This window comes from Vibrio xiamenensis (assembly GCF_900100015.1).
In the GTDB taxonomy this organism is placed as follows: Bacteria; Pseudomonadota; Gammaproteobacteria; order Enterobacterales; family Vibrionaceae; genus Vibrio; species Vibrio xiamenensis.
The window spans coordinates 57298-78166 of the sequence record NZ_FNDD01000028.1 but is presented as its reverse complement, the minus strand read 5'-3'; the positions used below and the strand labels follow the sequence as shown (position 1 = coordinate 78166).

Genomic DNA, 20869 nt, shown 5'->3' with positions numbered 1-20869 from the left:
AGGAGCAAGACGGTCGAGCTTGTCTATCAAGAGTTATGGGGACTATTACTTGGTTATAACTTGGTGAGAAGAGAAGCCAGTCAAGCGGCAGTAGAACATGGTCGAATGCCCAATGAAATCAGCTTTAAGTACGCTTGTCAGTTCATCGCAAGTCAGCTAAAAGTGATGAGTAAAGCGGTGTCTCCGGGTAATACACCGAAACGTCTAAAAAGTCTGCGTGGAGATTTATCAATCCTATTTATAGACAAACGCCCTAAGCCTAATCGGCCTAGGGCGGTGAAAATATCAAAGACCCGATATCCTGTTAATCGCAAGGCAGCTCCGCTTAAGTGAACTACATTGCGACGTAAGTCGGGGCTTTCTGTTTTTTGAAACACGAGATTTTTCGCCTAGCCGCGTGCCATTTGATGACACAAATGATGACACAAAAAAGCCCTGCGATTTCTGCAGGGCCTTTAGGGTTGAATATAGAATGACTTAATGTCTGTGCAATCAGTCAATCAATGACCAACTAGGCGATATCGGCAAACGCTTTGGCGACTTTGTCTAGGCTACCTTCGCTAAGGCCAGCTACACACATGCGGCCGCTGGCGATAAGGTAAATCGCGTGCTCTTCACGGAGTTTATCGACTTGCGCTTCACTCATGCCGGTGTAGCTAAACATGCCTTTTTGCTCGATCAGAAAGTCGAAGTTTTTCTCTGGCGCGAGCTGTTTTAAGCGCTGATGCAAACCGGCGCGCATCGCCGCGATACGCTCGCGCATCTCTTCCAACTCACTCAGCCACTGCGCTTTTAGCTCTGAGCCGTTTAGCACGCCAGAAACCAATACCGCACCATATTTAGCTGGGCTTGAGTAGTTGCGACGTACAGTCGCTTTAAGCTGACCAAGCACGCGGCTGGCTTCTTCACTGTCTTGACACACAATCGACAGGCCGCCGACGCGTTCACCATACAGCGAGAAAATTTTCGAGAACGAGTTACTGACCAAAAACGTCGCTTGCGGATTCTGAGCAAGCTTATCAATCACGTAAGCATCTTCACGCACGCCTTCACCGAAACCTTGATACGCCATATCAAAGAATGGAATCAGCTTTTGCGTCAGCACCACATCGATCACTTGGTCCCATTGTGCTGGCGTTAAATCCACACCGGTTGGGTTGTGACAACATGGATGCAGCAACACAATGCTTTGCGCTGGCAAGGTACGCAGAGTATCCAGCATGCCACTGAAGTTGAGCGCTTTGGTGTTGGCGTCAAAATAAGGGTAAGTGTTTACTTCAAAACCTGCGCCTTTAAAAATCGCATGGTGGTTTTCCCAAGTTGGGTCGCTTACCCATACTTGAGAGCCTGGGAAATAGTGATGCAGAAAATCAGCACCGACCATCAATGCGCCCGAACCGCCAAGGGTTTGAATCGTCGCGACACGCTGCTCGGCAAGCGCGCTGTGCTCATCGCCAAACACTAAAGCTTGAGTCGCTTGGCGATACGCAGCCAAACCTTCCATTGGCAGATACACACACGGTGGTTGCTCACTCGCCGCCACTTGATCTTGCACGGTTTGGACTGAGTTCAAACGTGGGATCGCACCTTGACCGTCATAGTAAAGACCGATACTTAGGTTAACTTTTCCTTCACGTTCATCCGCCATGAATTTTTCCATCAGCGATAAAATCGGGTCACCCGCGTAAGATGGCACATGATTAAACACAACTTTCTCCTTGTTTTCTCTATTCTCGACTTGCTTGTTGAGCTGCATTGCTTGAGGTTTAATATCTCGAAATGTTCGAGACTACTTGACGCTATAGCGATCGGCGCGATGGTTTAAGGCAATAATCAGATTCAGAATCAGGCCGCAAACAATCGAAAGCAGCAACTGAGTGATACTCACCACTGACAGCGACACCAACATAATCACTACATCGGTTCCCATCAGTAGCCATCCGGCACGAAGCCCGGTTCGTTCTTGTAAATACAGCGCTAAAATATTTAGCCCGCCTAAACTGGCTTTATGGCGAAACAGCACAATAAACCCAACCCCAAACAAAAAGCCACCAAAAATTGCACCATATAGCGGATTAAGTTGTTCGAGGTGAACAAACTGGGTATGGAGATTGGAAAACAGCGAGACTAACCCTACAGCGGTAAAGGTTTTAGCGGTAAACCACCAGCCCATACGGCGAATCGCGAGATAGTAAAACGGCAGGTTGATGACAAAAAAGACCAAGCCAAACGAGATGTCGAATTTGTAGTGCAGAAACAGCGATAAGCCCGCAGTACCGCCAGTCAGTAAACCCGCTTGTTTGAGGAGCACAACACCAAATGAAACCAAACTGGTACCCAGTAATAAAGCGATGGCATCTTCAAACCAGCGGTGAGTCGTTGGCGTAGCTGCTGGCGCTGCGGTTTGAGTTTCTAGATCAGCCGAGGGCTGGGTTTGGGATATCGAAACTTGCGACATGATATCTATCCTTTTAACTGTCTTTACGGGCTGTGAGCCAATTAAAGCTCAAGCCGATGAAATCCTTTCATCACGAGTCACTCAGTGAGTAGAACTCAATAATAACTCATGATTTGTGCATTATTAATAACATAAAGACGGATGTACGCAATACCCACGCATTAAAAGGGAATTTTATGCATGTATTGATTTTTATACGCACCAAATATGCAAAAAGTCACCAAAATGGTGACTCAATACAGTGCGATCAAATCGAAGCAAGAGTTAAGCGTTGATGCCATTCTCTTTTACGCGGTCTAAAACCACGGAGGTTTTGATATGAGCTATCGCGTGAGTGGTAAAAATGCGGTTAACCAAAGCATTCAAACTATCAAGGTCTGAGACCACGGCTTTGAGGGAATAGTCGGCTTCACCTGTGGTTTTATACGCATCCAGGATTGGCGTTTCGCTTTGAATGAAATCGACAAAACTGGCGACTTTCTGCTGCTCGTGACTTTGCAGTTTTACTTCAATCATCGCCACGATTTCTTGCTGCAGCGCGCGAGGTGCAAGGCGAGCGTGGTAACCCAAAATTAACTGCCCTTGCTCTAGAGCGATTCGACGCCGCGAGCATTGCGATGGTGACAGCCCAACCAAATCACTGAGTTCCTGATTGGTCAAACGGCCATTTTCTTGCAATAGCGTTAATATTTTTACGTCAAATTCATCCACTTGCATGGGTTACTCACTCTATTGGATATCACGTTATTTTACCGATCAAGGCATTCGAGTGTACCAAAGATCGTTACGACTACCAGCGATTTGGTAGAGAATGCTTTATGGAAATCAAAGTGTTTTGTCGATGGCTTTATTTCACTCGATCAAAAAACTTAGCGCGATCAAAAAAGGTGGCTATCAAGCCACCTTTTGATTACTTGCTTATGAGCAGTGATTTGCCGATTGGCAAATCGCTATGCCGAGAGATTAAATCTCTGCACAGCCCCATTCTGGGTAGTGCTTGCGAATATAAGCGTTAAGCTCTTTATCCGCTTGGCTGTAGAGACGCTCGTTGCCTTGTGCATCGCTTGCAGACACCACCATACCAGCACCAACAGTTACGTTCGTGTGACGGTCAATCACGATGAACGCGCCAGTTTGTGGTAGATCTTGGTAGGCATCGACAGCAACTTTGTCAGTCAAAGATACAGTAGCCAGTGCGATTTCGTTAAGATCAAGCGATTCGCTGTTTTCCGCATGTTGCTCAAGCGTGTTAACGTCAACCTTGTGCGCGATGTTTGCAATACGGCCATTGCAAGACTTAGTTGCGAACTTGAAGCTGTACTCTTTGTGAGTACGCATTGGGTTTTCGTCCATCCACACGATATGTGCATCTAGCTTGTTCGTCAGGCTTGGCTCATGACCCGTGTGAACCAACATATCGCCGCGAGATACATCGATCTCATCTTCCAGCGTAATGGTGATCGCTTGGCCAGCGTATGCGTTGTCTAACTCACCGTCATGGGTGTAGATAGAGCGAATGCGTGACGTTTTGCCTGATGGCAGCGCAGTAACTTCATCACCAGGTTGAACCACACCTGATGCTAGCGTGCCGCAGAAACCACGGAAATCTAGGTTTGGACGGTTTACGTATTGCACTGGGAAGCGCATGCGGTCCAAATCTTTATCTTGATCGATTTTCACCGTTTCAAGCAGCTTCATTAGAGTTGCACCTGGGTACCAATCCATTTTCTCGCTTGGCGTCACAACGTTGTCGCCTTTCAGTGCTGAAATTGGCACAAAACGGATGTCGTCGATGTTGAAGTGTTTCGCCATCTCGCGGTAATCCGCTTTGATTTTTTGGTAAACCTCTTGGCTGTAATCCATCAAGTCCATCTTGTTGACGGCAACGATGATGTGCTTAATGCCAAGCAGTGAACAGATGTAGCTGTGACGACGAGTTTGAGTTTGAATGCCGTGACGAGCATCGACCATCACGATCGCCAATTCACACGTCGAAGCGCCGGTTACCATGTTACGCGTGTACTGCTCATGTCCAGGAGTATCGGCGATGATGAATTTGCGCTTGTCGGTAGAGAAATAACGGTAAGCCACATCGATAGTGATGCCTTGCTCACGTTCAGACTGCAGGCCATCAACCAGCAACGCCAAGTCAAACGCTTCATCTGTCGTGTTGAATTTTTGCGAGTCTTTTTCGATCGCTGCCATCTGATCTTCATAAATCAACTTGCTATCGTAAAGCAGACGACCAATCAGAGTTGACTTACCGTCATCGACGTTACCACAGGTTAAGAAACGCAACAGATCCTTGTTTTCATGAACTTTTAAGTAAGCTTCAATGTCTTGAGCTATCAATTCAGATGAATGAGACATTTTCAATTTCCTTTTCTGAAAAAGTGCCGCGCGGCTCTTTCACTATTGAGTTTGGTACAAACGCTCAAGCGCTTGAATAAATTCAGATTTCATATCGAGTGGCAATTGGTTGATGCCAGCCGCCGCTTTACGTCCGCCTCCGGTTGGGAACGAACTGCACAATTCGTCAGCGCCAACTCGGTTATTCAGTGGCGCACGCACGCTCACGGTGTAATCTTGCCCAGATGCATTTAACGTTAATACCGCATGGGCACGATTCGGATATTGGTTGGCCAAATCGTTACCAAACACGCCGCTGATGCGTCTCGCCCATGCTTCACAAGGCAGCTCAAACACAGCTGAAACCTCAGTCGCAGTAAGCGGTTCAAGTGCATCGAGGTGCGCCGCATCTTGCTCATAACCTTGCTTCAATACGTAGTAGGGTGAATTAACATCATCGCGCAACATCAATGGAGACGGGTACGCCACCAACTGCTGAAACAACTCTGCCGGTGGAATGTGTAAGTCTTTCACGCTCGCGCCGTAACCGTTGTAGTTAATTAAAGTGCCAAGCTCTTTAAGAAACTCCACATCTTGCTCTGGCACGTTCAACGCATTCGCAAGCTCGTAAGCACCCGCAAACATATTGTCACCAAACGCACCGGTGATTGCCCATAATGGGTAACGACCACCAATATGCTTGTTGATCAGCAAACTGGTGCAAGTGTTGGTATCGAGGTCAATCAAGGCGGTGAGGTTGCTCGCTCGCGGCACTTCACCACTGCGGTGGTGATCGCAGTAAAACACTGGAATATCACTTTCAATCAAGGGATAAAGCGCATCGATGTTTTTTTCCATCGAGATATCCAAAATCGTCACACCGCAGACGTCAGTTTGTGTCACCACTTGTTTAAGCAGTTTGATATCGCGCTTTACACCAGTGATTAATAACGATGATTTCGGCTCTGCTAAACGCAGTTGTAACAGTGCAGTAATTCCATCGGCATCGCCATTAAACACGTCATAATGCATGGTCAGCATCCTCTCGGCTCAAGCTATCATCTAGATTCAAATAGCCCATGCTCGCAAGCTCACTAACCACTTGTTCGGCGCACTGTTCAATTGATTTCCCCGCCGTTTCGAGGTGAATTTCTGGTTTCACTGGCGCTTCGTAAGCGGAATCAATCCCGGTAAAGTTTTTGATTTCACCTGCGCGCGCTTTTTTGTACAAACCTTTGGGATCGCGCTGCTCACACACCTCAAGTGGCGTATCAACAAACACTTCCAAAAATTGCCCTTCTGCCATTAATTCACGTGCTTGCGCTCGGTCAGAAATGAATGGCGAAATAAACGCAGTCAGCACAATCGCGCCTGAGTCGACAAACAGTTTTGCCACTTCGCCGATACGGCGAATATTCTCAACACGATCGACATCGCTAAAGCCAAGATCTTTGTTTAAGCCATGACGAACATTGTCACCATCAAGCAAGTAACTGTGTTTACCTAAACTCAGCAATTTGCTTTCCACCGCGTTAGCCACAGTCGATTTACCCGAGCCACTTAGGCCAGTAAACCAAAGGACAACCGGCTTTTGCTGCTTAAGCTTGAGGCGATCTTGATGCGTTACTGTGGTGTTGTGCCACACCACATCATCGCTCACAGAGTCGTTATCTTTTTTAATGTATGGAGAAGTCATAGTTATTCGCTTCTAACTGTTATTCGCATTGTTGCGATGTCAGGATTAGAAGTAACCCTCACGTTTTTTCTTCTCCATTGAACCCGAACTATCGTGGTCAATGGCACGGCCTTGGCGCTCTGACGTTGTGGTCAGGAGCATCTCTTGAATAATTTCAGGCAGCGTGGTTGCTTCAGACTCCACCGCACCCGTCAGTGGGTAACAACCTAGCGTGCGGAAGCGAACCATTTTCTCTTCCACGACTTCGCCTTCTTTTAGCTCCATACGGTCATCATCAACCATAATTAGCATGCCATCACGCTCAACCACAGGACGTTTAGCCGATAGGTAAAGACCTGGAATTTCGATGTTTTCCAAGTAGATGTATTGCCAGATATCTAGCTCAGTCCAGTTTGAAAGTGGGAACACGCGAATGCTTTCGCCTTTGTTGACGCGACCGTTGTAGATATTCCAAAGCTCAGGACGTTGGTTTTTTGGATCCCAACGATGGTGCTCATCACGGAATGAATACACACGTTCTTTGGCACGAGATTTCTCTTCGTCACGACGCGCGCCACCAAATGCAGCATCAAAGCCGTATTTATCAAGCGCTTGTTTCAAACCTTGGGTTTTCATGATGTCGGTGTGCTTAGAGCTACCGTGAACAAACGGGTTGATGTTCATCGCCAAACCTTCCGGGTTTTGGTGAACGATCAACTTCATGCCCAATTTCTTGGCCATATAGTCACGGAACGCGATCATCTCTTTAAATTTCCATGTGGTATCCACATGCATCAAAGGAAATGGAGGCGTACCTGGAGCAAAAGCCTTCTTCGCTAAATGCAGCATGACCGAAGAATCTTTACCCACAGAATAAAGCATCACAGGATTATCAAACTCTGCGGCCACTTCTCGCATGATGTGAATTGATTCTGACTCCAACTGTTTTAGATGAGTCATTCGTTCTGGCGAAATTTTCATTCCATTTATTCCATTTGCTCCATCGATTGGTTGATTAGCATGTTACTAAACTCAAAACTTGTTTTCCGCAGATATCCGTTCAGTTGTTACACAATTTCGCAATAAGAGCAGACTAAATCGAATATGGGATAACTAGACAGTTCACCTTGATAACGATATGGAAACATGAAAAAAAACCTTTAGGTCACTCGACCAATGGGCATTTTGAAATACCTTTCACACCAAAAGTTACAGATAAAATAAACATTTAATCGGCCTTCCCCAATCAATACTTTGACATAACATAATTTATAAACCGATTAAATAAATGTCTAATCAGTTCGATTTTCTATATCGCATTACAAAAATAACAACCAAAACAAAGAACAATAAAAACCACTGATGAGTTTCACATTAATTTGTCAATTGGATTACATTCGGCTGATAACATTTGGCGTTATTACTATAAAAATGAATGAGTCGCTGATGACTTTAAGGTCTAGACAGCGGCCAATCGTCAAGTCGAGTGACCTACTCACATATTCCGTACTTGTTTAGCGATGAGGAGCAATAAGCAGCATATGAAGAAGACAATTTCTGTAGTGGTACCTTGCTTTAACGAAAGCGAGGTGATCGATTTTACGGTCAAAGAGCTGCTTTCGGTAACCGCATCGATGAGCGACTACCAGTTTGAACTTATCTTTATCAATGATGGTAGCGCCGACGATACCGAAGCCAAACTGCTCAACTTTAGTAAGCAACATGACAACATTCGTACGCTCTCTTTTTCACGCAACTTTGGTCACCAGCAAGCGGTCAGTGCCGGTATTGATGCCAGCCGCGGCGACGCTGTGGTTCTGATTGATGCCGACTTACAAGATCCACCACAGGTGATTGGCCAAATGATTGAAAAATGGCAGCAGGGGTTTGATGTCGTGTACGGCACGCGCATCAATCGCCAAGGTGAATCCACCTTTAAGCGCGCCTCTGCTAAAGCCTTTTACAAAGTACTTAACCGCTTATCTGAAATTCCAATCCCGCTTGATACCGGTGATTTTCGCTTGATGGACCGCCAAGTGGTCGATCAGCTCAAAGCGATGCCAGAAAAAGCCCGTTTTATTCGCGGCATGGTGAGTTGGATTGGTTTTAACCAAACTTATGTCGAGTACGAACGTTCGCCGCGTTTTGCTGGCGAATCCAAATACCCGCTGCGCAAAATGATTCGCTTTGCGCTGGATGGCATTTTGTCGTTCTCGGTCAAACCATTAAAAATTTCGATATTGATGGGATTCATCTCATCCGGCGTGGCATTTCTGATGCTGATGTATTCGGTGTATGTACGTCTCGCAACCGACGAATGGGTATCAGGTTGGACGTCATTATTAGACTCAATCTTATTTATGGGAGGCGTACAGCTTATCGCAATTGGTATTTTAGGGGAGTACGTAGCGCGGATTTATAACGAGTCCAAGCACAGACCTCTATACATATTGAAAAAGGGCCTCGATGGTGAACATTCCGAAAGCCGCCAACAAGAAACTGAGTGATGTGATGACGCCAGAGCTAAAGCAAAAAATTCGCTTTGCTTTGGTCGGTGTGGTGAACACGGTAACGGCTTATATCGCTTTTATTGTGATTAACCAATTGACCCAGCAATACATTCTGGCATCGGTACTCTCTTATTTTATTGGCATGATGGTGAGTTATGTCCTTAACCGCAGTTTTGTGTTCAAACAGCCAAAACGAGCTGGCCAATTTTTACCATTTTGCGTGGTCAATTTGACCTCTTTAGCCTGCAGTACTGGCATTTTATATCTGCTTGTCGATCACCTAGGCGTGTATGTGTATCTCGCGCAAATCTTCGCAGTGTCTGCGTCGATGGTGATTAATTATCTCGGTTATCGCACTATTTTTACTCGTGAGGTGTGTCAATGAATACGCTGTTATCGTCACAACGCAGTGACAAAATCCAGCTTGACTGGCTGCGCATCGCTCAATGGGGCCTTGTCGCCATTCTGGCGCTGATCACGCTGTACAATGTTTACTTTTCCATGCTTGAAAACGTCGCCCATGATGCGATGCCATACATGGAAGACTATGTCGGCAAGTTTGTTTCGGAAGGGCGATGGATTAACTTCGCTCTATTCCCGATCCTAAAAGCGGTCCCGCAAGTAATCGCGGTGAGCTTGTGTAGCCTGTTTGTATTTGTGTTTGGCTACCAAGTCGCTAGTGGTATGCGTAAAGAACCTTGGCTTGCAGTCGCGTTTGCACTGCTGATTGTCAACATTCCTTATTTCACCATGCTGTTTAAATGGCCGATGACGCTCATCCCTGGCATGGCGCTGCTGGCACTGTTCTCTTGCATTAAAGACCGCATGCCTCGCAACGCGTTTCTACTCATCAGCGGTATGTTGCTGTTTGCCACTTATCCTGCATTTTACTTTTTGATGCCACTGCTGTTTATTCGCGATCTCAACCGCGCACCGCTCAAAGAACTGATTATCTTCATGTTGGTCTGGATGGCAGGTTACGTGCTGGGTTATGTGGTGGCGAACGCCAGTGTCTACCTCTACACCTATCTGTTTACTGATCATCCTAGCTTTATTGAATTTGTTAGCTGGCGTCGATCAACGCCAACCACAGATTTCTCTTCGCTTATCAGTAATATCATGAAAAGTGCAGGCAACTTTGAACGTAATGCGCTGTATCTTTCGATGCTCAGCCCATGGTTTTTTGTGCCGGTTGGTTTAACCGCTTTATGGGCACTTAAAAATCAGCCTAAATATACTTTTGTGGTGCTGATGGTGGTGCTCTCCATCTATGCCAGCGTTATTGCTCTAGGCGTAAAAGTACCGCTTCGCTCTGGTATTACCTTGCCAATTGGCATGGCAATGATGATTCTGCTTGTCGATAACCGCGCTTGGCGCACCATTTTGCTGATTAGCTTATTTATTCCGTTTGCGTACAAAATGCATTACTACAACTATGCCTATAACGAAAAACGGATCTTAACTGAAGCGATGCTGACCGAGCGTGATAACCACGGTTATCTGCAACAACCAGAGCGCTTTAAGAAAGTGATCGTCAGTGTCGATGAAGTGAAAACCAGTGAATATTTTTATCAGTTGACCAAGTCGAACGCGTATAAAACGCTTTCTAACTTAGAGCTGCACTATATTCGCCCGTACTTGTATCAATTCGGCTGGAAAGACAAAAATATCGAAGTGCACGATGAGCCGCGTAATTATGTCGAAGGTGAAGCGTACGTCGAAGCCAAAGGGGATGTGTTGTATATCACCATCGACTAACGATTGTGCATCAAAATCATCAACTCAATACCAAAGCGTCGCTATTAGATTAGCGGCGCTTTTGCTTATTTAGCCATCAACACTTCACGCTGTGCGGCGTTGATTAAAGGCAAAAGCCCCAAACAGCCGCGAAGATCTCAGATCGTGGTCACAAAATCAGGTTTATACCGACATACTGACTTATTTATTAGTTAAATACGACCGCAAACTATTATATAAATTTTAATTAGTTTTATAACAATGAGTCCGTTGTCTAGATAATGAACATCGCCGTATTTGTCCCAAGCCGACCCCATTTTGGAAATATCCTTACTCAGCTTCCTTTTCTTTGCGGCCTGAAGCAGGTGCATCCTGATGCAAAAATTACCATCTGGACCAAATTTGACACCAGTCGAGTGTTGATTGGTGCGGATGCCGCCGATGAGCTCATCAACTATAAAAATTTTGGCTTTTTGCGTTTACTGACATCGCTCAACCAGAAAAAGTATGATGCGATTTACAACCTGTATCCAGGTTCAGACAAAGTCCATTTCGCGATTGGCCTTTGCAACAGCAAACATAAATACGGCTACAGTAATTCGGCGTTTCATAATGTGTGCTATCAAAAACACCAGAAATGTGAACGTGATTTGCAGTACATCGCCAACTCGCATCTAAGCTTGCTTAACTCGATTCACGACACCCAAATTACAACCGATATCATTGGCAACTTGATTAGCGCAGAATCGCGTCAAAAACCGAATGATCAGGTGACGTTACTGCCTGGCGGCGGTGCTGGCGATTACAAGCGCTGGCCGATCGAGAAATTTATTCAAACCGCAGAAAAATTAGCGACGCCACTGGTGAGCCAAATCAACTTTATTCTCGGCCCTGAAGAGTCCAAATATCGCGAGCTTATTCCAAGCCAAATTAATGCCGTACCAGTAAAGGTTTATGACTGCCCATCGGTGCTGCAGCTTATCGATATTGGTCATCATTCTGCACTTTCAATTGGGAACGATTGCGGACCAGCGCACATTTTCCAGATGCTGTCGATTCCGATGATCACGCTATGGGGCTGGAAATGTCCAAGAACAACACCTTATGGAACACTAAAAGAGTGGTTCCACTCCCACGAACGTTCTTGGGCGTTAGTACCAAATGAGCAAACGAAAGACATCAGTAGCATCACGGTTGAAAAGGTGTCGACGTTAGCGCAAGCCGAGCTGCTGCGTGAAGATCTGCCCAACGGCAGCAGCAAGTTTAGTCATCATTCACCGGTTGCAGCTCAGACCCACTAACTGCTAGCAAGCATTAATGGGATCTTGGTGCTTCATTAAGATCCCATCACGAGCGCTAATGAAGCGGCGATCAACAACGCGATCAATTGTCGAAACCAAGTCGATTAGCACCGTTTAACTCTTGAGAAGATCCTTGAGATCGTGCTACTCTTCGCCTCCATTTTTCTGACCTAAATTTCGCCACCGCAGGCTTTATCAGCGTGCGATTGTTTTCAGCAAGCATTATTGCCGCGACAACAGCAAAACCGCGGCGAAACCAACAGCGTCAGTGCTATCTTTAAGTTATGCCACGTATACGCTTGGCGTAACATCCAACCGACATTGGAATCAAATAATGGGCAAAGGTACTTTATATATTGTCTCTGCACCGAGCGGCGCAGGTAAATCGAGCTTAATCTCTGCATTACTCGAAAAGAACCCGACTTACGCGATGAAAGTGTCTGTCTCGCATACCACTCGTGGCATGCGCCCGGGCGAACAAGACGGTGTCCACTACCATTTCGTGCAAAAAGAGCAATTTGAAGAACTTATCGATCAAGGTGCCTTTTTAGAACACGCCGAAGTGTTTGGTAACTACTACGGTACGTCTCGCCCGTGGATTGAAAAAAATCTCGATAAAGGCATTGATGTGTTTTTGGATATCGATTGGCAAGGCGCTCGCCAAATTCGTGAGCAAATGCCACTGGCGAAAAGCATCTTTATTCTGCCGCCGTCAAACGGCGAACTTGAGCGCCGCTTAAATGCTCGCGGTCAAGACAGCGAAGCGGTTATCGCTAAACGCATGGCAGAAGCCAAATCTGAGATTTCGCACTACCAAGAATACGATTACGTCATCATTAATGATGACTTTGATAGCGCGCTGATGGACTTTAAAGCCATCTTACGTGCAGAAAGATTGAAGCAAGATAAGCAAGCTGCTAAATATAAAGGTATGCTTGACGCCTTACTTGCTTAATCGAGTACCTTTACTGAGTAAATGTACTGAGCAAATTGACTTACACTGAGTAAGTTAACCAAAAGCAATCATGCACATGGCTAGAATCAACCGCTTTTAGGTTGTATAATTTCTCGTCATTCAAAATTTTATTTAATTAATTTGGAGTTCTCATGGCACGCGTAACTGTTCAAGACGCTGTTGAAAAAGTTGGCAACCGTTTCGACCTTGTTCTAATTGCGGCTCGCCGCGCACGTCAAATGCAAACTGGCGGCAAAGATTCTCTAGTGCCTGAAGAGAACGATAAGCCAACGGTTATCGCTCTACGCGAAATCGAAGACGGCCTTATCACTAAAGAAGTACTTGATGCTCGTGAGCGTCAAGAACAACAGGAGCAGGAAGCTGCTGAGCTTGCTGCAGTAAGCAGCATCGCGCACAGCCGCTAATCCTGTAAAGATCATCTCTTACGTTCGGGCCTGAAGTTTGTATCTATTTGATAGCCTCAAAGACGTTGCCCAAGAATACCTAACAGAGCCTCAAATTGAGGCTCTGCGTCAATCTTATGTGGTAGCGAAAGACGCCCATGAAGGGCAAACCCGCTCTAGCGGCGAACCGTACATTATCCACCCTGTGGCTGTGTCTCGTATTCTGGCCGAAATGCGCTTGGATATCGAAACCCTACAAGCTGCTTTACTGCACGACGTCATCGAAGATTGTGATGTCACCAAAGAAGAGCTCGAACAAAAATTTGGCTCAACCGTTGCAGAATTGGTCGATGGTGTTTCAAAACTCGATAAGCTGAAATTTCGAGATCGCAAGGAAGCTCAGGCTGAAAACTTTCGCAAAATGGTACTTGCCATGGTGCAAGACATTCGCGTTATCCTGATCAAACTCGCCGACCGTACTCACAACATGCGCACGCTGGGCGCCCTTCGCCCGGATAAAAAACGTCGCATCGCCCGCGAAACCTTAGAAATCTATGCACCACTGGCCCACCGTCTTGGTATTCACAATATCAAAGTCGAGCTTGAGGAACTGGGTTTCGAAGCTTTGTACCCCAACCGCTACCGCGTGTTGAAAGAGGTACTCAAAACCGCGCGCGGCAATCGTAAAGAGATGATTCAGCGTATCCATAGCGAAATTGAAGGTCGCATGGAAGACGTTGGCCTCAAAGCGCGTGTCCTAGGCCGTGAAAAGAACTTGTATTCCATCTACAACAAGATGAAAACCAAGGAACAACGCTTTCACACCATCATGGACATTTACGCGTTTCGCATCATCGTTGAAGATGCTGACACCTGTTATCGCGTACTTGGCCAAGTGCACAGCCTTTACAAGCCGCGTCCAGGCCGCATGAAAGACTACATTGCGGTACCGAAAGCCAACGGCTATCAATCACTGCACACCTCCATGGTTGGCCCTCACGGCGTGCCTGTTGAAGTACAAATTCGTACCGACGACATGGACCAAATGGCCGACAAAGGGGTTGCAGCGCACTGGTCTTATAAAGACAAAGGCGACAAATCAGGTACCACCGCGCAAATTAAAGCGCAGCGTTGGATGCAAAGCCTACTTGAGCTGCAGCAAAGTGCCGGTAACTCATTTGAATTCATCGAAAACGTCAAATCCGATCTGTTCCCAGACGAAATTTACGTCTTTACGCCAAAAGGGCGTATCGTTGAATTGCCTGTCGGCGCCACCGCCGTTGATTTCGCGTACGCAGTACACACCGATGTGGGTAACACCTGTGTCGGCGCCCGCGTCGATCGTAACCCATACCCGTTAAGCAAAGCGCTGAAAAACGGCCAAACCGTTGAAATTATTAGTGCTCCTGGCGCGCGTCCAAACGCCGCTTGGCTGAACTATGTGGTGACCTCACGAGCGCGTACTAAGATTCGCCAAGTGCTGAAAACTATGCGCCGCGAAGAGTCAGTCACGCTGGGTCGTCGCTTGCTTAACCACGCTTTGGGCGATCTCTCGCTTTCCGATATCAGCCAAGAAAACATTACCCATGTACTTGGCGATCTGAAAATCGAAACCGTCGATGAGTTGCTTGCCGCGATTGGCCTAGGTGAATTAATGAGTATCGTGATTGCACGTCGCCTATTAGGCGATGCTGACGAACTCACTGAAACACCAATTGAAGGTAAGCCGCGTAAGAAACTACCAATTCGCGGTGCGGAAGGCATTTTGCTGACCTTTGCCAACTGTTGTCACCCAATTCCAGACGATTCGATCATCGCTCACGTATCACCGGGCCGCGGCCTTGTGGTTCACCGTGAAACATGTCCGAACGTGCGTGGTTATCAACGTGAACCTGATAAGTACATGGCAGTGGAATGGTCTGATGATTACGAACAAGAGTTCATCACTGAGCTCAAGGTCGATCTGCAAAACCGTCAAGGCGCACTGGCTGAATTGACCAATGTGATTTCGCAAACCGGTTCAAACATCCACGGTCTTTCAACCGAAGAGCGTGATGGCCGTTTGTACACCGTGACCGTGCTGCTGACCACCAAAGATCGTGTTCATTTAGCGGGCATTATGCGTAAGCTCAAATCGATGCAGCAAACGCTGCGAGTTCGACGCAGAAAGAACTAATAAACCGCTGAATATTCAATACTTAATGCCCTTTTACGAGGGCATTTTTATTTTCCTTAGCATTTTTATCCTTAGAATTGTTATTACTAGAACGTCGTTATGAACCCTCAACGCTATCAACGTATTCAACAAGTGCTTAAAGCGCGCCAAGTCGACCTCACCCTGTGCTTGGAAGAAGTCCATAAACCCAATAATGTTTCGGCGGTGATTCGCACCGCAGACGCCACCGGCGTACACAAAATCCACGCCGTGTGGCCAAACGCGCAGATGCGCACGCTAAGCCACACCTCAGCCGGCGCACGTAACTGGGTCGAAGTCGACACACACAACTGTGTTACCGAAGCGATTGGCAACCTGAAAGCGCAAGGCATGCAAGTTCTGGTCACCAACCTTTCTGATACTGCGGTAGATTTTCGCGAAGTGGATTACACCAAACCGACCGCTATCGTGCTCGGCAGCGAAAAAACGGGCATCTCAAAAACCGCGCTCGATTTAGCCGACCAAGACATCATGATTCCGATGCTCGGTATGGTGCAATCGCTGAATGTTTCTGTTGCCAGCGCAGTGATTTTGTATGAAGCACAGCGTCAGCGCCAAGCCGCAGGCATGTATGACAATCTGGTTAGCCAACTGCCGAAAGAGACCATTCATCGTATTCTGTTTGAACGCGGTCATCCGGTGTTAGCTAAAGTAGCGAAACGTAAAGGCTTGCCCTATCCAGAGCTTGATGACCAAGGTCAAATCATCGCTGAGCCATCTTGGTGGCAAGAGATGCAGCGCGGTTAAGCTCGCAAAATTTTCGCGTCGCGATTGTTGCCAACTGGTCAAATAACGCGACGCGTCTAGATTCCCTTTCAATTTCCCCTGTACAAAAACACAGCTCAATGGTTAACTATCGGCTATCAAACCGTGAGTTATGAGTGCCTTATGTCCCAATTGTTATCTGCCATTCCTCTAACCTCTTTATCTGGCGTCGGCGCCAAAGTCGCAGAAAAACTGGCTAAAGTCGGGCTTAATAACGTTCAGGACCTGCTGTTTCACTTACCGCTACGCTACGAAGACCGCACCCGCATTTATCCAATGGTGAAACTGCACGCCGGTTTATGGGCTGCGGTGCAAGGCAAAGTGATGAGCGTCGATACCCTGTTTGGTCGCCGCAAAATGCTAACGGTCAAAATCAGCGATGGTAACGGCACCATTACGCTGCGCTTTTTCAACTTCACTGCGGCGATGAAAAACAACTTTGTCGAAGGCAAAACCGTTCACGCCTATGGCGAAATCAAACGCGGTAATACTGGCCTTGAAATCATCCATCCAGACTACAAATTCTACGCCGCACAGCAAGACCCAGAACTGGAAGCGCATTTAACTCCGGTGTATCCAACCACCGAAGGCTTACGCCAGGCGACACTGCGCAACCTAACCGATCAAGCACTTGAACTGCTTGATAAAGCCGCAGTACAAGAGCTGCTTCCAAGCGGCTTATATGACCATCAAACCACGCTTGCTGATGCGCTGCACACCATTCATCGCCCTTCGCCGGATATCGAGTTAGAACTGTTTGACGAAGGTAAACACCCTGCGCAGTTGCGTTTGATTATGGAAGAGTTACTGGCGCAGAATTTATCGATGCTGGCGGTGCGCAGCAAAGGGCAAAAAGACGCAGCGCTGCCGCTCGCTGAAGTTCATCAGCTCAAAGACCAGCTGTTAGCCCAGTTGCCGTTTTCGCCAACCAATGCCCAAGCGCGCGTGGTGAAAGAAATCGAACAAGACCTTGCCAAGCCACACCCAATGATGCGCTTAGTTCAAGGCGATGTGGGCTCAGGCAAAACCTTGGTTGCGGCGCTGGCCGCAGTACGCGCCATTGAGCATGGCTACCAAGTGGCAATGATGGCGCCAACCGAACTGCTGGCAGAGCAGCACGCGATCAATTTCTCCAACTGGTTTGAAAGTATGGGCATTCAAGTGGCTTGGCTGGCTGGCAAACTCAAAGGCAAAACCAAGCAAGCTGAACTTGAGAAAATCGCCTCTGGCGAGGCCAAAATGGTGGTCGGAACCCATGCGTTATTCCAAGAGCACGTCGAATTTCATCATCTGGCACTGGTGATTATCGATGAGCAGCATCGCTTTGGCGTCCACCAGCGGTTAGAGCTGCGCGAAAAAGGCGCCAAGCAAGGCGCATTTCCCCATCAACTGATCATGACCGCGACGCCAATTCCGCGCACACTGGCCATGACTGCATACGCCGATTTAGAAACCTCAGTTATTGATGAACTGCCACCTGGGCGCACTCCGATTCAAACCGTGGCCATTCCAGATACCAAACGAGACGATATCGTTGAGCGCGTACGCCATGCCTGTGTCAGTGAGGGCAAACAAGCCTATTGGGTTTGTACGTTGATTGATGAATCAGAAGTGCTGGAAGCGCAAGCCGCCGCAGATACCGCCGCAGACCTACAAGCCAAACTGCCAGATGTAAAAATCGGTTTAGTGCATGGGCGAATGAAACCGGCTGAAAAGCAAGCCGTGATGCAAGATTTCAAAGACAACAAGCTGCACCTGCTGGTTGCGACCACCGTCATTGAAGTCGGTGTGGATGTGCCAAACTCCAGCTTGATGATTATCGAAAACCCCGAGCGTTTAGGGTTGGCTCAGTTACACCAATTGCGTGGGCGAGTCGGGCGAGGCTCAGTGGCGAGTCATTGTGTGCTGTTGTACCACGCTCCGCTGTCAAAAACCGCGCAAAAACGCCTTGGCGTGCTAAGGGAAAGTAATGATGGCTTTGTGATTGCGCAGCGCGATTTGGAAATTCGCGGCCCAGGTGAGCTACTGGGCACTAAGCAAACCGGCATGGCAGATTTTAAAATTGCCGATTTAGTTCGCGATCAGCGCTTAATTCCCGAAGTTCAGCGCATTGCACGCCATATTCACGACAATTACCCAACCAACGCGGCGGCGATCATCGACCGCTGGTTAGGCGAACGCGACGTTTACGCCAAAGCTTAATACGCGTCAGTTTATCCTTGTGTACAGCTTTAAGGGCTTTAGGGTTATCGTGTTCCCAAAGCCTTAAAAGCTGTCACCATTGCCTATCTTGATAACGCTCTTCACATCCAGAATAAAAAATATCTCTATTTTTCATTAAATTAGCCAAATTTCTTTTTCAGCAACAAGTGCCGTAAAGACGATTTTTCGAGGCGGAGAAAAGCTATGTACAGCTTATATGGCTTTTGAGTTGCTATGATCCAAAAGCTCTACACGCTGTTCATCATGTAAGGAATCAAGATTTAGGTTAAAAACGGAAGCTAATTAAAGCATTTAAAAACAATATGTTAGCGAATTTTTGTAGCGTAAATTTCGACACGCCGCAGAGGTATAGGATGCAGAACGAGTAAATGCTTACTCTCTCTGTACAGCTTTAGGAGCTTTGGGGTTGCTATGATCCAAAAGCCTAAATAGCTGTCTTCATATATTAAAGACGACCAAACAGAGTCGCAGATTAAGCCAATCACTCAAAAATAAATTCTTTTAAATCAGATCATTAAATTGACCTTCCTTTAAATCACAGTAATTTTTCATCGCCATTATCAGCAAGTAAATGATCACTTACCTGCTGATGCTGATGTGTACTCACGTTCGAGTGTACAGCGAAAAGAGCTCTGGGGTTACTGGAGGTCAAAAGCTATCAAGGCTTCTCAGCAACTTAGGCAAACGATTGCCTTTCTAGACTAAATGTCTATAATTCCGCCCAAAATCATTCGCGCTACGCGCATCCCAGTCGAGCAAATTCTGATTAACAGCAATCACAGATGACGTATTTGCTCACCCCGAATGTCCCATTCAGCGACGTTCGGTGAACACAAATAGGAACCACAATATGACTACGCCAAAGTCGGAGCTTGTTTATCAATTAAATGAGCGACCACCACTGCCTCAAACTCTGTTTGCTGCTCTGCAGCACCTACTCGCCATGTTTGTTGCGGTGATTACACCCTCGCTGATTATCTGCCAAACCCTTGGCGTACCAGCCGATCAAACCAACACCATTATCAGTATGTCGCTGTTTGCTTCCGGCGTGTGCTCATTCATTCAAATTCGCACTATTGGCCCGATCGGTTCTGGGCTGCTTTCAATTCAGGGCACCAGCTTTAACTTTTTAGGTCCAATTATTGGCGCAGGTTTGTCGCTTAAATCTGGCGGCGCTGATGTTCCGACTATGATGGCTGCGATTTTCGGCACCATTTTACTGGCTTCGTTTGCCGAGATTTTGCTTTCTCGCGTACTTGAATACGCCCAGCGCGTTATCACACCTTTGGTATCGGGTATTGTAGTGACCCTAATTGGTTTAACCCTGATTCAAGTTGGCTTGGTCTCTATGGGCGGCGGCTATTCAGCGCTTAGCGATGGCAGTTTCGGTAGCCTAGATAAGTTAGCGTTAGCCGGCACAGTGCTTGGCCTGATTGTGATTTTAAACCGTTCCAGTAACGCTTATATTCGTGTCGCATCAATTGTGATTGCCATGGTGGTAGGCTGTTTGCTGGCTTATGCGCTTGGCATGATCGACACTTCTGCGCTTGCTCAAAATGGCGCGCTGATTGCACTGCCAGTGCCGATGCAATACGGCATCAGCTTTGACTGGTCGCTATTTATTCCACTGGTGCTGATCTTCTTGATTACCGCACTGGAAGCGATTGGCGATATCACCGCCACTTCAGAGGTGTCTGGCGAACCCGTCAAAGGCCCAATCTACATGAAGCGCATCAAAGGCGGCGTGCTTGCAGATGGCTTGAACTCAGCGATAGCAGCAGTATTTAACAGCTTCCCGAACTCTACTTTTTCACAAAACAACGGCATCATCATGCTAACTGGCGTAGCAAGCCGTTACGTCGGTTACTTTATTGCCGCCATGCTTGTCATTCTTGGCCTGTTCCCAGGCGTCGCAAGTTTTGTGCAGTTGATTCCTGAGCCAGTTCTTGGCGGCGCAACCATCGTGATGTTTGGTACTATCGCCGCCGCAGGCATTCGAATTATTTCGCGCGTGGAGCTCGATCGCCGCGCGATTTTAATTATGGCGATGTCGTTTTCGATGGGGCTGGGCATTGCGCAGAAACCAGAAATTCTGCAGTTTATGCCTGAGTATATTAAAAACATTCTCTCCTCTGGCATCGCTGCGGGCGGCTTAACCGCGATTATTCTAAATCTGGTATTGCCGGAAACCAAAGTATTAACGGAAACCAAAGCAGCTGAGAACGCCGAGCAAACTCAAGCCAAGAGCTAACAACGCAAATTCTAAAACTGAAAAAG

The 20869-nt window shown here is 47.0% G+C and carries 17 protein-coding genes and 1 pseudogene; 11 read left to right on the top strand and 7 right to left on the bottom strand.

The genetic code is table 11. The features are described from left to right. A pseudogene (locus BLS03_RS19200) lies at positions 1–333 on the top strand (IS4 family transposase); the annotation flags it as partial. 178 nt (positions 334–511) lie between these two features. Here the strand turns inward: BLS03_RS19200 and BLS03_RS19195 are convergent. From BLS03_RS19195 to cysD, 7 genes are all read right to left on the bottom strand, one after another. Continuing rightward, positions 512–1708: an amino acid aminotransferase gene (locus BLS03_RS19195; protein ID WP_093277888.1), complete on the bottom strand. Its 1197-nt coding sequence runs from the start codon at positions 1706–1708 to the stop codon at positions 512–514. Positions 1709–1789: 81 nt separating this feature from the next. Further along, entirely contained in the window at positions 1790–2458 is a 669-nt protein-coding gene (locus BLS03_RS19190) for a YitT family protein (protein WP_093277886.1), read from the bottom strand. 264 nt (positions 2459–2722) lie between these two features. Beyond that, positions 2723–3175, bottom strand: a complete 453-nt coding sequence (locus tag BLS03_RS19185; protein ID WP_093277884.1) for an Lrp/AsnC family transcriptional regulator — start codon at positions 3173–3175, stop codon at positions 2723–2725. Between the two features lie 246 nt (positions 3176–3421). Next, the gene (gene cysN, locus BLS03_RS19180) at positions 3422–4828 is read right to left on the bottom strand and encodes a sulfate adenylyltransferase subunit CysN (RefSeq protein ID WP_093277882.1); all 1407 of its coding nucleotides are present in this window, start codon (positions 4826–4828) and stop codon (positions 3422–3424) included. A 42-nt stretch (positions 4829–4870) separates the two neighbouring features. Next, positions 4871–5839 carry an acetyltransferase gene (locus BLS03_RS19175; RefSeq protein ID WP_093277880.1) on the bottom strand — a complete coding sequence of 323 codons (969 nt, stop codon included), beginning with the start codon at positions 5837–5839 and terminating at the stop codon, positions 4871–4873. Next, a complete protein-coding gene (gene cysC / locus BLS03_RS19170; RefSeq protein WP_093277878.1) occupies positions 5829–6503 on the bottom strand; it encodes an adenylyl-sulfate kinase in 675 nt (224 codons plus the stop codon). The genes BLS03_RS19175 and cysC overlap by 11 nt, the downstream gene beginning before the upstream one ends. Positions 6504–6548: 45 nt before the next feature. Next, the gene (cysD, locus tag BLS03_RS19165; RefSeq protein WP_093277875.1) at positions 6549–7463 is read right to left on the bottom strand and encodes a sulfate adenylyltransferase subunit CysD; all 915 of its coding nucleotides are present in this window, start codon (positions 7461–7463) and stop codon (positions 6549–6551) included. Between the two features lie 560 nt (positions 7464–8023). On the opposite strand from cysD, the gene BLS03_RS19160 reads away from it, so the two are divergent. From BLS03_RS19160 to BLS03_RS19115, 10 genes are all read left to right on the top strand, one after another. Continuing rightward, positions 8024–8989, top strand: a complete 966-nt coding sequence (locus BLS03_RS19160) for a glycosyltransferase family 2 protein (RefSeq protein ID WP_093277873.1) — start codon at positions 8024–8026, stop codon at positions 8987–8989. Further along, positions 8949–9377, top strand: a complete 429-nt coding sequence (locus BLS03_RS19155) for a GtrA family protein (protein ID WP_093277871.1) — start codon at positions 8949–8951, stop codon at positions 9375–9377. The genes BLS03_RS19160 and BLS03_RS19155 overlap by 41 nt, the downstream gene beginning before the upstream one ends. Then, positions 9374–10750, top strand: coding sequence for a hypothetical protein (locus tag BLS03_RS19150; RefSeq protein WP_093277869.1), 1377 nt, complete (start codon positions 9374–9376; stop codon positions 10748–10750). The genes BLS03_RS19155 and BLS03_RS19150 overlap by 4 nt, the downstream gene beginning before the upstream one ends. A gap of 260 nt (positions 10751–11010) precedes the next feature. Continuing rightward, positions 11011–12030, top strand: a complete 1020-nt coding sequence (locus BLS03_RS19145; protein ID WP_093277867.1) for a glycosyltransferase family 9 protein — start codon at positions 11011–11013, stop codon at positions 12028–12030. Between the two features lie 334 nt (positions 12031–12364). Beyond that, a complete protein-coding gene (gene gmk / locus BLS03_RS19140; RefSeq protein WP_093277865.1) occupies positions 12365–12985 on the top strand; it encodes a guanylate kinase in 621 nt (206 codons plus the stop codon). A 152-nt stretch (positions 12986–13137) separates the two neighbouring features. Continuing rightward, on the top strand, positions 13138–13410 hold the full coding sequence (gene rpoZ, locus BLS03_RS19135) for a DNA-directed RNA polymerase subunit omega (protein ID WP_093277863.1): 273 nt from the start codon (positions 13138–13140) through the stop codon (positions 13408–13410). 37 nt (positions 13411–13447) lie between these two features. Further along, the gene (gene spoT, locus BLS03_RS19130; protein WP_093277861.1) at positions 13448–15565 is read left to right on the top strand and encodes a bifunctional GTP diphosphokinase/guanosine-3',5'-bis pyrophosphate 3'-pyrophosphohydrolase; all 2118 of its coding nucleotides are present in this window, start codon (positions 13448–13450) and stop codon (positions 15563–15565) included. A 99-nt stretch (positions 15566–15664) separates the two neighbouring features. After that, positions 15665–16351 (top strand): tRNA (guanosine(18)-2'-O)-methyltransferase TrmH, encoded by a 687-nt coding sequence (trmH, locus tag BLS03_RS19125; protein ID WP_093277859.1) that lies wholly within the window; start codon positions 15665–15667, stop codon positions 16349–16351. 141 nt (positions 16352–16492) lie between these two features. Then, positions 16493–18571 (top strand): ATP-dependent DNA helicase RecG, encoded by a 2079-nt coding sequence (recG, locus tag BLS03_RS19120; RefSeq protein ID WP_093277857.1) that lies wholly within the window; start codon positions 16493–16495, stop codon positions 18569–18571. An 871-nt stretch (positions 18572–19442) separates the two neighbouring features. Further along, positions 19443–20843: a uracil-xanthine permease family protein gene (locus BLS03_RS19115; RefSeq protein ID WP_093277855.1), complete on the top strand. Its 1401-nt coding sequence runs from the start codon at positions 19443–19445 to the stop codon at positions 20841–20843. Positions 20844–20869 lie beyond the last annotated feature (26 nt).